18 protein-coding genes are annotated in these 13,759 nt (G+C 69.0%); 4 read left to right on the top strand and 14 right to left on the bottom strand.

All coding sequences use genetic code 11. The features are described from left to right. Positions 1–49: 49 nt before the first annotated feature. The 7 genes from ACTMTF_RS34370 to ACTMTF_RS34340 form a co-directional block, all read right to left on the bottom strand. Positions 50–196, bottom strand: coding sequence for a hypothetical protein (locus tag ACTMTF_RS34370; protein ID WP_397011297.1), 147 nt, complete (start codon positions 194–196; stop codon positions 50–52). A 139-nt stretch (positions 197–335) separates the two neighbouring features. Then, entirely contained in the window at positions 336–821 is a 486-nt protein-coding gene (locus ACTMTF_RS34365; protein ID WP_441114410.1) for a hypothetical protein, read from the bottom strand. A gap of 58 nt (positions 822–879) precedes the next feature. Continuing rightward, on the bottom strand, positions 880–2,589 hold the full coding sequence (locus ACTMTF_RS34360) for a S8 family serine peptidase (RefSeq protein ID WP_441114409.1): 1,710 nt from the start codon (positions 2,587–2,589) through the stop codon (positions 880–882). A 148-nt stretch (positions 2,590–2,737) separates the two neighbouring features. Then, on the bottom strand, positions 2,738–2,947 hold the full coding sequence (locus ACTMTF_RS34355; RefSeq protein ID WP_441114408.1) for a hypothetical protein: 210 nt from the start codon (positions 2,945–2,947) through the stop codon (positions 2,738–2,740). 56 nt (positions 2,948–3,003) lie between these two features. Further along, complete coding sequence (locus ACTMTF_RS34350) at positions 3,004–3,288, bottom strand: hypothetical protein (protein ID WP_441114407.1); 285 nt, start codon at positions 3,286–3,288, stop codon at positions 3,004–3,006. Positions 3,289–3,298: 10 nt separating this feature from the next. Next, positions 3,299–4,048, bottom strand: coding sequence for a hypothetical protein (locus tag ACTMTF_RS34345; protein ID WP_441114406.1), 750 nt, complete (start codon positions 4,046–4,048; stop codon positions 3,299–3,301). Positions 4,049–4,146: 98 nt separating this feature from the next. After that, on the bottom strand, positions 4,147–5,313 hold the full coding sequence (locus ACTMTF_RS34340; RefSeq protein WP_441114405.1) for a hemopexin repeat-containing protein: 1,167 nt from the start codon (positions 5,311–5,313) through the stop codon (positions 4,147–4,149). 110 nt (positions 5,314–5,423) lie between these two features. Between ACTMTF_RS34340 and deoC the strand changes: the two genes are divergently transcribed. Continuing rightward, entirely contained in the window at positions 5,424–6,353 is a 930-nt protein-coding gene (gene deoC, locus ACTMTF_RS34335; RefSeq protein ID WP_397011545.1) for a deoxyribose-phosphate aldolase, read from the top strand. Here the strand turns inward: deoC and ACTMTF_RS34330 are convergent. The 5 genes from ACTMTF_RS34330 to ACTMTF_RS34310 all read right to left on the bottom strand — a co-directional run bounded on the left by ACTMTF_RS34330 (position 6,335) and on the right by ACTMTF_RS34310 (position 8,472). Beyond that, entirely contained in the window at positions 6,335–6,595 is a 261-nt protein-coding gene (locus ACTMTF_RS34330; protein ID WP_441114404.1) for a DUF6458 family protein, read from the bottom strand. The two genes, deoC and ACTMTF_RS34330, sit on opposite strands and share 19 nt — an antisense overlap. A gap of 28 nt (positions 6,596–6,623) precedes the next feature. Then, positions 6,624–6,908 carry a GlsB/YeaQ/YmgE family stress response membrane protein gene (locus ACTMTF_RS34325; protein WP_441114403.1) on the bottom strand — a complete coding sequence of 95 codons (285 nt, stop codon included), beginning with the start codon at positions 6,906–6,908 and terminating at the stop codon, positions 6,624–6,626. Between the two features lie 62 nt (positions 6,909–6,970). Continuing rightward, positions 6,971–7,930: a LysR family transcriptional regulator gene (locus ACTMTF_RS34320; RefSeq protein ID WP_441114402.1), complete on the bottom strand. Its 960-nt coding sequence runs from the start codon at positions 7,928–7,930 to the stop codon at positions 6,971–6,973. Between the two features lie 73 nt (positions 7,931–8,003). Further along, complete coding sequence (locus tag ACTMTF_RS34315) at positions 8,004–8,201, bottom strand: hypothetical protein (RefSeq protein WP_441114401.1); 198 nt, start codon at positions 8,199–8,201, stop codon at positions 8,004–8,006. 97 nt (positions 8,202–8,298) lie between these two features. Continuing rightward, positions 8,299–8,472 carry a CsbD family protein gene (locus tag ACTMTF_RS34310; protein ID WP_441114400.1) on the bottom strand — a complete coding sequence of 58 codons (174 nt, stop codon included), beginning with the start codon at positions 8,470–8,472 and terminating at the stop codon, positions 8,299–8,301. Positions 8,473–9,077: 605 nt separating this feature from the next. Here ACTMTF_RS34310 and ACTMTF_RS34305 point away from each other — a divergent pair. Beyond that, positions 9,078–10,034, top strand: a complete 957-nt coding sequence (locus tag ACTMTF_RS34305; RefSeq protein ID WP_441114399.1) for a metallophosphoesterase — start codon at positions 9,078–9,080, stop codon at positions 10,032–10,034. 40 nt (positions 10,035–10,074) lie between these two features. On the opposite strand, the gene ACTMTF_RS34300 is transcribed toward ACTMTF_RS34305, so the two are convergent. After that, positions 10,075–10,950 (bottom strand): helix-turn-helix domain-containing protein, encoded by an 876-nt coding sequence (locus tag ACTMTF_RS34300; protein ID WP_441114398.1) that lies wholly within the window; start codon positions 10,948–10,950, stop codon positions 10,075–10,077. A 103-nt stretch (positions 10,951–11,053) separates the two neighbouring features. Between ACTMTF_RS34300 and ACTMTF_RS34295 the strand changes: the two genes are divergently transcribed. Continuing rightward, a complete protein-coding gene (locus ACTMTF_RS34295) occupies positions 11,054–11,755 on the top strand; it encodes an SDR family NAD(P)-dependent oxidoreductase (protein ID WP_441114397.1) in 702 nt (233 codons plus the stop codon). 2 nt (positions 11,756–11,757) lie between these two features. Here the strand turns inward: ACTMTF_RS34295 and ACTMTF_RS34290 are convergent, their stop codons facing one another. Beyond that, on the bottom strand, positions 11,758–12,951 hold the full coding sequence (locus tag ACTMTF_RS34290; RefSeq protein WP_441114396.1) for a cytochrome P450: 1,194 nt from the start codon (positions 12,949–12,951) through the stop codon (positions 11,758–11,760). A 116-nt stretch (positions 12,952–13,067) separates the two neighbouring features. Between ACTMTF_RS34290 and ACTMTF_RS34285 the strand changes: the two genes are divergently transcribed. Then, positions 13,068–13,715 (top strand): TetR/AcrR family transcriptional regulator, encoded by a 648-nt coding sequence (locus ACTMTF_RS34285; RefSeq protein WP_441114395.1) that lies wholly within the window; start codon positions 13,068–13,070, stop codon positions 13,713–13,715. Positions 13,716–13,759: the final 44 nt, after the last annotated feature.

The raw sequence follows: 13,759 nt of genomic DNA, 5'->3' as shown, positions 1-13,759 counted from the left end.
TGAGAGGCCCGGCCGCGAGGGAGGTTGCGGCCGGGCTCTCTTGGGACGGTCATGACGAGCGGCGCTTGCCGAAGACCGAGCGGCGCTCGGACTTGTTCGCCTGCTCCGCCTCGCGTACGCGGCGGTGCCTGGCCGCTGCCTGACGCAGCTCGTTGGCCTGACTCTTCATGAGCTGGAACTCGATTTCGGCGTTCATGCCGTTCTCCTGTGCTTGTGGAGCGTATTTCCTGACATCTTCAAGAGTCGGCCTAAGGCCCACCCCTCCACATCGGATGGATGCCCTATCTCCACACCCGCGCAGGCCCGTACATACCTAGGGCACCGCCGTGAGGCGTCTAGTCCACCCGGTAGGTGACGTAGTAGTACGAACTCTCCACTTCAGACTTGGCGAGCTTCGCAATCTCCCCGGTGCCGCTCTCCGATTCGAAGATCGTTATCGATCCCAGCAGGTCGTTACCGGAGGCCGAGTCGTGATCCCACAGTGAGATGTTCTGTGAGAACGAGACGGGGAGCGTGATGCCGGGCGTCTGGGACTGGCCCGCCTGCATGTCCACGGTCGTGTTGCCGTGCGGCCAGATGGAGTTGTCCAGGTCACCTGAGGTGTCGGTCGTGATGAACAGGTTGTCGGGATCGGAGCGGGCGCTGTCCATGGCCCCCACGACCCCGGGAAATCCCCTGACGAAGCTCTCGATCGAACTCCCGCCGAGCTGGCTCAGCACTTGTGCCGGGGCGAGGCCGGAAAGGGCTTGGACGACGCCGAGGTCGGTTCCGGTGGCCTGGCGCAGGCACCAGATCTGCTGGATCGTAGCGGTCGCGGTCATGGTTTCTCCTTGATGTTCAGGGTGAGGCGAAGCGCCTCAGTAGCGGCTCAGTAGCGGCTCAGTACTGGCCGATGAGCCCCGCCGCGACCATCTCCTCGTAGAGCCGGGTCAGCGCCGCCATGGACGTGCCGCCCGGTGTCTGCTGGAAGGAGATGGGGGGCGTGGTGGTGAGCAGGCCGGCAGCCAGCATCTCCTGGGTGAGCTGGTCCAGCGGTGAGTGCGCCGCCACGCCGGTGAGTGCCGGCGCCAGGGCGCGGATCGCGTCAGGCAGCCCGGCTCCCGTCCTGTTCGGGTCGCCGAGCTGCAGCGGGGTGCAGCTCGATTTGATGATGTCGAACAGCCGGTCCACACGCCGGGCGTCCCGGTCCGCGTACTCGCCCTGGAAGTCGCCGTGGTGAGCCACGATCAGCGCGGCCAGGCCGCTGACGTGAGGAGCGGCCATCGATGTGCCGTCCCAGGCGGCGTACTCGTTCGACGGGATCGCCGACAGGATCGCCACGCCCGGTGCGCACACGTCGACCTCTGGCCCGAAGCAGGTGAACGCGGGCGAGAAGTATCCGTCGAGGGCCTGCGGCGGCCGGATCTGGTCGGCGTGCGTGCTGCCGGCGGGAAACGCGTCCGTCTTGCCGATCGCCGCGACCGCGAGGACCGTGGGCATGTTGCCGGGAAAGTTGACCGGACCGCTGTCGTTGCCGGCGGCGACGATGCACGCCACGCCCGCCGAGCGGGCCTCTTCGAACTTGGCCGCGACGAGCGGGGAGAACTCCTTGGTGCCCAGACTGAGGTTGATGACATCGATCTCCTTGTCGATGCAGTAGTCCAGGGCCTCGATGAGATCGCTGAGCCGGCCGCCGGGGAAGATCTTGCAGACGTGCACCTCCGCCTCGACGGCGAAACCGACGACGCCCCGGCCGGTGTCCGCGCCGGTGATGATCCCGGCGCAGTGCGAGCCGTGGTGGACGGTGTCGACCGTCCATCCGGTCTCCTTCCGATCGCTCAGATCGATTCCGGTGCTCACCCGGCCCGCGAGGTCGGGGTGCCCGACGTCCACCCCGGAGTCGATGATGGCGATCTTGGCGCCCGCGCCGCGGAAGTTCGGGGGCAGCCGGTGCAGCTGCATGGCCTGCTGCCCCCAGCCGAACGCCTGCTTGTCGGGGAAGCCGGGCAGAGTGTCCGACAGCTTCTTCAGGACGACGAGGTTGTCACCGTCCTCCTTCAGGGCCGGCCGGTCGAGTATCCGGCTCCAGTGACCGCCGACGGGTTTCACCTGCACGCTGGCGATGGATTCGGGAGTTTCTCCGTTCAGGGTGACCGTGGCTCGGCCGTCCGGGCCGGTGAGACCCTGGGCGGGCCACAGATAGCCGTTGACCAGGACGGTGGCATTGGGCATGGGCGTGCCATCGGTGTCCACGACCAGGAAGGTGAAGCTCGACTCGGCGCCGGCGGGCAGGATCAGCTGGCGGCGCGTCTCCCTGCGCGGCATGAGGGACACGTCGGTGTAGGTGAGCAGCCGGTCGCGCTCGATGTAGACCTGGGGCAGCTGTCGGCTGAGCGCCTCCGCGTACTCTCGCGTCATGTCGGCGACTGTCAGACTTCCCAGCGACACGTTCCCCGCCGCGAGTGCGGACATCCGGACCGGCGCCTCGACCCGCTTGCGCACTTCCACCTGCGAGTCACGTTCGAGCAGGTCGTGCAGGGTATCGGAGTTGAGTGACGAGACGGAGAGGCCTTTCGCCTCCAGATAGGGCTGGGGCAGCACCGCCGCCATATAGCGCCGTAGTCTCGGCCGCACCTGTTCCCGCACCGGTTCTTGATCGGCCTTGCCTCGGGTGGACGGGCGGGGCCGCGGCTGCCTGCCGTCTTTGGAACTACCGTTACCGCTCATGGCGTCTCTCCTGAGAGCTCATGCTGATATGTCAGTACAACTCGACAGGGGAGTCCGGCTCGATCGTCAGCCGCGTGCCGTACCTCGCCCGTAGCGCTCCGGCGTGTGCCGGAGACATCTCCACCGCGAGCAGGCTCGGCCGGTCCGGCGCCCCGATGATCCGCCGGATCCGTACCTCGGGATCGTCGCGGAGCAGCTCCACCAGCTGCGCGAGCAACTCGGGGTCAGGGCAACCGATCATGTACGGCACGCTCCCGGACCGGTCACCGGCCGATCCGGGGTCGTGCGACGGCCCGGTCACTGCGGCGGTGTGGGCTGGCCGCCTCTGCCGATGAAGCCGGTGACCAGCTGAATCTGTGCCAGGCACTGGTCGTACTGCCCGTTGCGGTACAGCCGCACGGCCTCGATCGTCGCCGGCACGGCGTTCGCGTACTGGGGCGCCTGCGGGACGGCGGCCTGCAACCACCCGTAGAGCTGCTGCAGCGCCGTCGCGCACTGCGCCTGGCTCACCTGAGGAAGCCCCATGGCCGGCGCCCCGGAGATCATGTCCGGCCACTGTCCCAGCCCGACCGTCGGTCCCATGTCGCCGCTCCTACCCGACCCCGGCGGGCGCCTGGCCCGGCTGCATCGGCTGCGGCATGGGGGGCTGCATGCCGTGCTGCATCGGGGGCTGCATCGGCTGCTGCATGCCCTGCTGCTGGCCCGGCTGGTCCGGGATGCTGAGCAGGAGTTGCTTGACGACAGGAAGGCCGTACTGCATGCCGTACTGGGCCACCTTGCTCCAGAAGCTCATCGGGTTGACCACGTGCTCCATCGGCTGGAGCTGCCCGCCCTGCCCGGCCTGGAAGGGCTGCAAGGAGCCCTGAGTGCCGAGCAGTTGCTGCAGGATGGGAGGGAGCGTCGGCGTGGGCGTCGGCATGGTGGGCAGGTTGTTCAGGAGGCCGCCGAAGAACGACGGTGACACGCCCTGCTGGCCCTGCTGCGACCCACCCATCACCTGCCCCAAGACCTCTTGCAGCCTGCGGAGCATCTCAGGGTCGATGCCGGAGAACGGGAACTGGCCGCCCATGCCGGGAAAGCTCTGCGGGCTGAGTTGCGGCGGGCTCTGCTGCGCCTGCATCGGGAGGACGGCACCGAGAATAGTGCCGAGGATGCCGCCGATCGCGGCGCCCTCATTGCCGCCGATCGCATTACCGATCTCACGACCGGCGAGACCTCCGACCATGCCACCGCCGATGCCCATCGGTGACACGCCCTGCTGACCGTACTGCTGCTGTTGCTGGGGAGAAGGTTGCTGGCCGTACTGCTGTCCTGGCGCCATCTGCGGCGTGGTGTACGTCATGGTCTCTCCTACGAAGCTGTCGCGACGCGACTCCGCTCTGTTACTTACCGTGATGATTGCTGACTAATTGTGGCAAACAGTAATGATGTCGCCAGCATTCACGGGAACAGCGCGACGAGCTCGGGTGGCAGGGCCGGGTCGGTGCGTTGGAAGGTCCGGCCCTCCTCGAACCCCTCGACCGTCTTGATCGCCCGCATGAAGCTCTCCAGCTCGGCGTCGTCGAGATCGGCCACCCGCCGCGCCGGATCGAGCCCGGTGAGCTGGCGGACGCGGTTGGCGTACAGGACGGGATCGTTGTTCCCGTGCCCGGAGGGCGCGTACTTTCTGAGCGCGTCGGCCATGCTCAACGGGTTGTAGACCGAGGACCGGAGGACCCCGCGCAGCGCCGTCCAGCCGTCCTCGTGGCTGGCGAAGATCGCCAGGCCTCGCCTGTCGACGGCGAGCGCGTTCCGGTACGGCATCCGGCCGGGCAGGAGGTTGCCCGGGTTGTTGTTGCGCCAGGCGAGGGTGCCGCCCACGTGCAGCACATCGTGCATCCTCGTCCAGCCGCCGTGCTCGTCGCCGGAGGCGGCCGGGCCGGTCCGTTGCGGGAGCTTGAGCCAGGCTGCGTCGACCCGCCCGCCGAAATCGGCCTCCGCCACGCCCGGCCAGTTGCCGGCGATGGGCTTGGCCTGGGGGTCGGCGTGGTCGGCGTTGAGGTCGTAGCCGAGGTAGTGGTCGCCTTTGAAGAAGTAGGCCTTGCCGTTGTTCCAGGTGACGGCCGCGTTGATGCCGTCGCCGAAGCCCGTCTCGGCCAGGCCGGGCCAGTTGCCGGCGATGAGTTTGGCCTGGGGGTCGGCGTGGTCGGCGTTGAGGTCGTAGCCGAGGTAGTGGTCGCCTTTGAAGAAGTAGGCCTTGCCGTTGTTCCAGGTGACGGCCGCGTTGATGCCGTCGCCGAAGCCCGCCTCCGCCAGACCCGCCCAGTGGTCGGTGATCAGCAACGGGTAGCCCTGGTCGACCGTGTTGCTCTGCTGATCCACTCGGACGTACTCAGCGCCTTTGAACAGATAGACCTTTCCCCCTGCCAGGTCGAGAGCCGCGTCCAGGTCGCTCTTGAACGCCTCCGGCAGGTTGGTCCAGCCCGCCGAGAGCGCCTTCGGGTAGTCGCCGTCCACACGATCGGCGTCGGTGTCGTACCGCACGTAGCGGCTGCCACTCAGCAGGTAGGCCTTGGCCATGACGGTGTCGTCCCTCTCCTTGGACGCATGGATGATCTCGAGCGTCACTTACCCGACGGCTTTCTCGATCAACCGCTCTGACCTGCGTAAATGCCATTCCTTGAGGCTCCGGTTTGGAGGTGGGCTCTCGGGTCGGCGATGCTGTGGTGGTGTCAACTCTGACTACTTCGCTCGCGGACGTCGCCGCGTCAGGCGCGACCCTGCGCGCATTCCTGCACGGCCTGCCCGGTGTCGACCGGGTCGGCGCGGACCAGCGGGCGGCGATGCTCGGCACCCGATCCATCAAGACGACGGCCAAGGCGCAGGCCATCGACCTGGCCATCTCCATGGTCGACCTCACCACGCTCGAAGGCGCCGACACCCACGGCAAGGTCAGGGCGATGTGCGCCAAGGCCATGCACCCCGGCGAGGGCGCGCCCCGGGTGGCGGCCGTCTGCGTCTACCCCGACCTGGTGTCCGTCGCCGTCGAGGCGCTGGCCGGCTCGGGGGTGAAGGTGGCCTCGGTGGCGACCGCGTTCCCCAGCGGCCGTACCTCGCTGGAGGTCAAGGTGACCGACACCGCGCTCGCCGTCGCCGCCGGCGCCGACGAGATCGACATGGTGATCGACCGTGGCGCGTTCCTGTCCGGCGACTACGCGAAGGTCTTCGAGCAGATCGTCGCCGTCAAGGCCGCCTGCGGCGACGCCCACCTGAAGGTGATCCTGGAGACGGGCGAGCTCGCGACCTACGACAACGTACGGCGTGCGTCCTGGCTGGCGATGCTGGCCGGGGCCGACTTCATCAAGACCTCCACCGGCAAGGTGTCACCGGCGGCGACGCTGCCGGTGACGTTGATCATGCTGGAGGCAGTGCGCGACTTCCGCGACCGGACCGGACGCCAGGTGGGCGTGAAGCCGGCCGGCGGCATTCGCACCACCAAGGACGCCATCAAGAACCTCGTCCTGGTCAACGAGACGGCGGGCGACGACTGGCTCTCCCCGGACTGGTTCCGCCTGGGCGCGTCGTCGCTGCTCAACGACCTGCTGATGCAGCGCCAGAAGCTGGTCACCGGCCGCTACGCGGGCCCGGACTACTTCACCCTCGACTGAGGCGCGGGCGGGTCCGCCGGGGGTGGGCCGTCGTCGATGACGTCCTGGCGACTGCGGACGGTCGACCCGCTCCAGCGAGATCCGCTGCGCATCAGGAGGGGCAGCACCAGTGCGGCGGCACCGCCGAGCATCAGGATGATGCCGACGATGCGCAGATCGAAGCCCGCTATCGAGCGCTCGTCCAGCGCGAAGGCGAGGATGGCGCCGACGATGATGACCGCGATGGCACCGGCGATGGGCATCACGCACCCCCGGGCCCGCGTGGCGCGTTCATCGGCGGCCGATCCGTCGGCCTGAGCGGCGGCCGGTGATCATGTTGTAGCCGAGCAGCAGGACTGCCGCGCCGAGGATGGCGCAGACCCAGGTGGACAGGTTGAAGAAGCCCTGGATGCCCTTGACGTGGAAGACCTCGGTGGCCACGAAGCCGCCGAGCAGCGCGCCGGCGATGCCGAGGACGAAGGAGATGATCAGGCCTTGCGAATCTCTGCCGGGGACCAGCATTCTGGCCACCACCCCGGCGATGAGGCCGAGGGCGATCCAGGCGATGATGCCCATGGTGAAGCTCCTAGGGGTGGTGAATCGCTGTCTGCTCGGTCCTGGGGACCGTTCGCAGTGAGTCAGGGGGTGTCGTCGCCCTGGCCGATGGCTGTTGGAGCGTCAGCCGACGATGCTGGCCCGCTCGGGTTCAGCCAGTCAAGGCGCTGGGCGAGCTGTCGGGCGCCGTCGATGACGGTGCGGAGGTGAGGCGAGGAGCCGGCCTCGCGCCACAGCAGTGACCAGGGGAAGTGGGTGACCGGCTCGATCAGGGGCCGCCAGACGGTGCCGGGCCGGATGGAGGTGACCGAGGAGGACGGGATGCAGTGCACGCAGCGGTTCTGCAGGACGAGGTCACCGGCGGCCCGGGTGCTTTCGACGGTTCCCTCGTAGATCGTGGGCGCGAAGCCGGCGTCGCCGCACAGCTCGATGACGAACTGGTTGAGCTCCGGGGTCTGGCTCTCCTCGCCGAGCAGCAGCAGCTCGTCGGCCAGAGCGGCGACCGGGATCCCGTCGCCGGCGGCGAAGCGGTGGTCGTCGGGGATCAGGACGCCGAGCGGGTCGAGCCTGATCAGTTCGGAGGCGATCTCGGGCGGGGTCCGGGAGGCGAGTCCGATGCCGATGTCCAGCCGTCCGTCGGCCAGTTGGCGGTACTGCTCGGGGGTGCCCGCCTCGACCTGGTGGATGGTCAGGTCCGGGTGCTTGGCCTGGAGTTCACGCAGGATCTGCGGCATGGAGTCGTAGGCGGCGTCGATGATGCCGGCGCGCAGGGTCGGGGTTGAGGCGGCGGCGTTGCGGGTGGCCTGCTTGGCCCGGCTCACATGGTCGAGGATCTGACGCGCCTCGACCAGGAAGACAGCGCCCGTCGGGGTCAGGTCGACATGGTGGGTGCTGCGATCCAGCAGCCGCACCCCAAGCTCCCGTTCCAGCCGCTGCACCTGCTGACTCAGCGCGGACTGCACGATGTGCTCACGGGCTGCCGCCCGGCCGAAGTGCAGCTCCTCGGCCAGTGTCACGAAATACCGCAGTTGACGTAACTCCATGCTCGCCACCCCTTCCGGATCGGGCGGCGTCGGAATCGAACCGTCTTCCTGCACTGTAGGGGAGTTGATGCTGCTATTTACTGGGCTGGGGTGTCTGGCAGGCGATTTTCGGGTTCATGCCGAGATAGTTGAGGGGTCCTGCCAGGATCGTCACGGCGATGGTGGCCGCCTGGTTACAGTTCTCGACCGGTCCTGAGTAGTATCCGCGCTGGCCTGCTGCGAAGGCGCCGGCGATCAGCCACACGATGAGCAGTATCGACGCGATACGCATCGGGTTCTACCTCCATCTACATCAATTGCACTGGGAGTGCCGGAGGCGATAGGCGGGACGCGTCGCATCGCGGAGTTCGCCGGCGTGCAGGCGGAGCTCAGCGCCTGAAGGCGTTCTTCGCCTTCTCACCGGCCTGCTTCAGGTTCCCCATCACCTGGTCGTTCCTGCCCGCGCTCCGCAGGCGCTGGTCACCGGTGGCCAGGCCGAGACGCTGCTTGACCCTGCCCAGGAGAACCTGCGCCTTGGCCCTGATCTTGCTACTCGTGCTCATCGTGATTTCCCTTCGCCGCACTGCTTTCGGCCATCGTCCGGGAGACCTGTCGATCGGTCTCACCATCAGCCATGCCAGGTGCGGGTGGGCATCCGCCGCGCTCAGGCGGCTTGGAGCTCCAGTCTCCCCTCTAGCCCGCGCGGGGGAAACCAGCAATGATCAGGCCGGTTATCACGCAAATCGATAAGCGTGGCGCTCACACTGCTCGTTCGTCGACGTAGCACCAGCGCCTGTCGGAGCAGGCAACCCACCCGCAGGTCCGGCAGACCAGCAGGCGTGTCCAGGTCAGGCCAAGAGTGATGCATGCCGCGCAGCGTGGCAACCCAGGACTGATCACCGGAGATGTGCCGAGATGCTCGCACGGTGGCGCCTGACCGTTCAGCCTGGCGCTCGCGCCGACTGATCGCCTCCACTCAACCCGGTCGGCCCCACCAGCGGAAACCACCGATCCTAGTCAGGCTCATCACCATCGGTGATCACCACACCGGCCTTCCGGAATGGACTCGGGGGTCTCCCGGGCGGCCATCCATGCTCGTCGGCAAGATTTCTCCGAGTGGTCGGCCCTGCGTCCATGCCCGGTAGCCGGAGCATGTCGAGATTCTCCTATGCGTAATCCCCTGTTCGCAGCAGCCGTCGTCGCAGCCTCGCTGGCCGCGGGCCTGCTGTCCCCCGCCGCCGCCGACACCCGGCCCGGTGCCGTCACCTTCGCCCTGCTCGGTGACACCCCCTACGGTGACGCGCAGCAGGTCGTGTTCCCCGGCCTGGTCAAGGCCATCGACGCCGACCCGGACGTGCGCTTCGTCCTGCACGCGGGCGACGTCAAGAACGGCTCCTCCACCTGCGACGACGCCCGCTTCGCAACCTTGGCCGAGTTGTTCGGCACCTTCGACGACCCGTTCGTGCTGACCCCCGGCGACAACGAGTGGACCGACTGCCACCGCACCGCCGCGGGTGGCTACCTGCCGACCGAGCGCCTCGACGCGGTCCGCCGGGTGTTCTTCCCGACCGCAGGCCGCACGCTCGGTGGCCACCAGATGGCGGTGCGCACCCAGGCCAAGGACCCTGGTCACCGCGACTACCGCGAGAACGTGCGCTTCACCCGCGGCCGGGTCGTCTTCGCCACCGTGCACGCCGTCGGCAGCGACAACGGCCTGGCGCCGTGGGACCAGCTGCCCGGCGGGGACCGGCCGCAGGTGCGTCTGGCCGAGTTCGAAGCGCGCAAGGCCGCCGCGCTCGCCTGGATCGACGCCGCGTTCGCCACCGCCGAGCGCACCCAGGCCCCCGGCGTCCTGCTGATGATGCAGGCCGAGCCGGTCGAGACCCCCGGATTCAGCGAGATCCGCGCCCGCATCGTCGAGCGGACTCGCGCTTACGGCAAGCCGGTCCTGCTCGTGCACGGTGACGAGCACGTCTACGAGGAGGAGCCGTCCTACGCGGGCGTGCCCAACCTGACCCGCCTGGAGACCTACGGCGACACCGCGACCCAGTGGCTACGGGTCACCGCCGACCCGAAGGCGCCCCAGGTCTTCTCCTGGGAGCCGCAGACGGTGACCGCCGGATAGTCGATCGGCCCGGCCACCACGACACCCCTGCCTCCGGCCCTTAGCGCTGGAGGCGATGGGTGGCTTGTGGTGGCGACGGGGGGCCGGCGATCAGGGCGAGCCGGAGCTTGGTCTCGTCCGCGCTGCTGGGCGCGGTGGTCATGACTACGATCTTGAGCTCGGAGTCGCCGTCGGTCAGCACGTCGCAGTCCACGGTGACCGGTCCCACCGAGGGGTGCTCGATCGTCTTGTGGTCCTCGCGGTGCAAGGCCACCGTACCGTTCGCCCACAGGTCGGCGAATCGCTGGTTGCCCGTGCGCAGGTGGTGGATCAGCTCTGCCAGGCGCGCGTCCTGCGGGAAGCGGCCGGTGGCACGGCGCAGGTCGGACACCAGGGCGGCGTCGACGGCAGCACTGTCCCGTTCGATCACAGGCCAGAGGGCGAGGCAGGCGGGGTTCGTACCGAACCTGTCACGAGCGAAGTTGCGCAGCCGCGGTGGCGCCGACGAGGGGTCGCCCAGCAGCGCGGCCCAGCCGCGGTTCCACCAGACCAGCTGCCAGTCCGCCGCGAACACGGCGACCGCGACGTCTCCCAGCCTGGTGAGCACCCGGTGCATCCCGGGCGGGATGTGGTCGGAGATCATGCCGTCCGCCGGCGGTACGAGCCGGGCAAGCCGGTACAGATGGTCCCGTTCCGGGATAGTCAGCTGCAGCGCGCGGGCGAGGGACGCGACGACCTGTGCCGAGGGCGTCGTGGCCCGTCCCTGCTCCAGGCGCACGACGTAGTCGACCGACACGCCGGCGAGCTCGGCGAGCTCCTCGCGGCGCAGCCCGACCGCGCGGCGTGCCGGGCCCACCGGCAGCGCCGCGGCCGACGGAGGCAACCGCTCTCGCCACGTACGGATCATCGCGCCCAGTCCGGCCCCGGGAGTCGTCATGACCTCCATCCTGCGCCATCCCCGGTCGTCGATGGTGGTACCGCTGCTCCTACCGTCGCGGCTTCCCTGGCTGAACACCGCAGGTGAAACGGACAATGGCCCTATGACAGTCACCTTCATCACCGGAGCGAACAAGGGCCTCGGCCGCGAGACCGCCCGCCGCCTCATCGAACTCGGCCACACCGTGCTCATCGGAGCCCGCGACCCCGAGCGGGGCGAGGTGGCCGCCGCCGCGCTCGGCGCGCGGTTCGTCCAGATCGACGTGACCGACGACGCGTCCGTCGCCGCCGCGGCCGCGGACGTCGCCGCTCACGAGGGCTCGGTCGATGTCCTGGTCAACAACGCCGGCATCCACGGCCCGTACGGTGACCCCAGCACCCTGACCGGCGCGGACGCGCTCAGCGTCTTCGACGTCAACCTCGCCGGCGTGGTCCGGACGACCACCGCGTTCCTGCCCCTGTTGCGCCGGTCATCGGACCCGGTCATCGTCAACGTCAGCAGCGGAATGGGCTCGCTCGCCCTCACCCACGACCCGTCGCGGCCCGAATCGGCGGTGGTCGCGCCCCTCTACACCGCCTCGAAGGCGGCGCTCACGATGCTGACCACCCAGTACGCCAAGGGGCTGCCGGACATCCGCGTCAACGCCGCCGACCCCGGCTACACGGCGACCGACCTGAACGGCAACAGCGGCCCGCAGACCGTCACCGAGGGCACGGACGCCATCGTCGCCCTGGCCACCGAGAAGCCCGGCGCCGGCTCCGGCCGCTTCGTCAGCCGAACCGGCGAGATCGCCTGGTCCGGGTGATCTCACCAGGTGACGGGTAGCTCGTGGACGCCGTAGACGGTGGCTCTGGTACGCATCCGCACCTGCTCGGGCGGCCCGGCCAGTTTCAGCCCCGGCAGGCGGCGCAGCAGTGCCGGGAAGGCGACGCGCATCTCGATGCGGGCCAGTTGCTGGCCGAGGCACTGGTGGATGCCGTGCCCGAAGGCCAGGTGGCTCTCGGCCTGGCGGGTGAGGTCCAGCCGGTCGGGATCGGGGAAGCGGCTGGGGTCGCGGTTGGCGATCGGCAGTGAGACCGTCACCGTCTCGCCCGCTCGTACAGTGTGTCCGCCCAATTCGATGTCGGCCTTGGCGACGCGGATCGGCCCGATGTGGATGATGGAGAGATACCGCAACAACTCCTCCACGGCACTGTCGGCCAGGGCCGGGTCCTGACGCAGCGCGTCGGCATGTGCCGGATTCCGCAGCAGCAGGAAAGTGCCCAGGCCGAGCATGTTGGCGGTGGTGTCGTGCCCGGCGGTCAGCAGCAGCGCGGCCACGCCGCTCAGGTCCTCGTCGGACAGCTCGCCCCCGGCCACCAGACCGCCGAGCACGTCGTCGGTCGGTTCGGCCCGCTTGCGCACCACCAGCTCAGCCAGGTAGCCCATGGCCTGCGCGGAGGCCCGCGCCCGGTCCTCGGGCGGGCGGCCGAGATCCAGCATGGTGTCGGCGGCCGCCAGGAACGGCCCGCGGTCGGCGGCCGGTACGCCCAGGAGTTCGCAGATGACCTGGGAGGGCACCGGCCGCGCGAAGGCCGCGACGAGATCGGCCGGTGGCCCGGCGCGCTCCATGTCATCCAGTTGCGCCTCGACGATCTCGGCGACCCGCGGCTCCAGCGCGCGCATCCGCCGGGTGCTGAACTGGCCGGTCAGGAGTCTGCGGAAGCGGCCGTGCTCGGGGTCGTCCATCACGATGAAGTACCCGGGCGGCGCCGGTACGGGCTCCCTGGGCATGACGGCGAGCAGCTCCTTCAACGGCGGGCTGCCGCCGGCGTCCAGCCGGTTGCTGAAGCGCGGATCGTCCAGCACGGTGCGGGCCTCGGCGTAGCCGGTGACCAGCCAGCCGAGCCGGCCGTCGGCGTACGTCATGGGATGTACCGGCGCCTGGTCGCGGACCGCGAGCAGCCCGGTGGGCGGGTCGAAAGGAGTCGCGCGGTCGGTCGGCAGGCTGGGAAGGGTCATGGCGCCCTCCGGGCGGAAAGTGCGGGACGGCGTCCCGCGACCATCTCAAGAAAACCTCAGAGTCTGAAACATTGCAACCTATGAAGAAGTTCAGCTTCTGCGTGTTAAGCTGAACCATGACTTCTGAGCTGGGTCTTCGTGAGCGCAAGAAGCTGCGCACGCGCCGGGCACTGGTGGCGGCCGCAGTGCGGCTGTTCGACGAGAAGGGCTACGAGCAGACCACCGTGGACGAGATCGCGGCGGCGGCCGACGTGTCCGCCCGGACCTTCTTCAGCTATTTCGGCACCAAGGAGGACGTGCTGTTCATGCAGGCCGAGGCTCGGGGCGAGCGGATCCTGGAGGTGGTTGACCACCCGCTTCCCGGCGAATCGCTCGAGGACCTGCTGATCCGGCTGTACGAGGCCGACGTGCAGGCGTTCGTCGACGACGACGACCTGGACGTCGCACTCTCGCCGGTGCGCACCCGGCTGATGCTCACCGAACCGGCCCTGCGGGCACGCGCCATGCGCCTGACCGCCGAGGCGCAACCGCGACTGGCCGGGGCGCTGCTGCGGGCCTTCCCCGACCGGCTCGACGTGATCTCCGCCGCCGCCCTGGTGGGCAGCTTCTTCGGGGCCATCGCCGCGGCCGGCATCGCCGCCCACGAGCAGGGCTACCCCGCCGACCAGGTGGTAGAGGCCGGTCGGCGCGCCACTGAGATCGCCGTGTACGGCGTCGCCGCGCTCGGCCCGCCCGGGGATTCCCAGAACGCCACCGCGATATGACCCGTGCTTCCACGAGGAGACGGGGTGCTTGGAAGAAGCGAGAC

Source organism: Nonomuraea sp. ZG12 (assembly GCF_052068115.1).
Classification (GTDB): Bacteria; Actinomycetota; Actinomycetes; order Streptosporangiales; family Streptosporangiaceae; genus Nonomuraea.
This window is presented reverse-complemented; position numbering and strand designations above follow the sequence as displayed.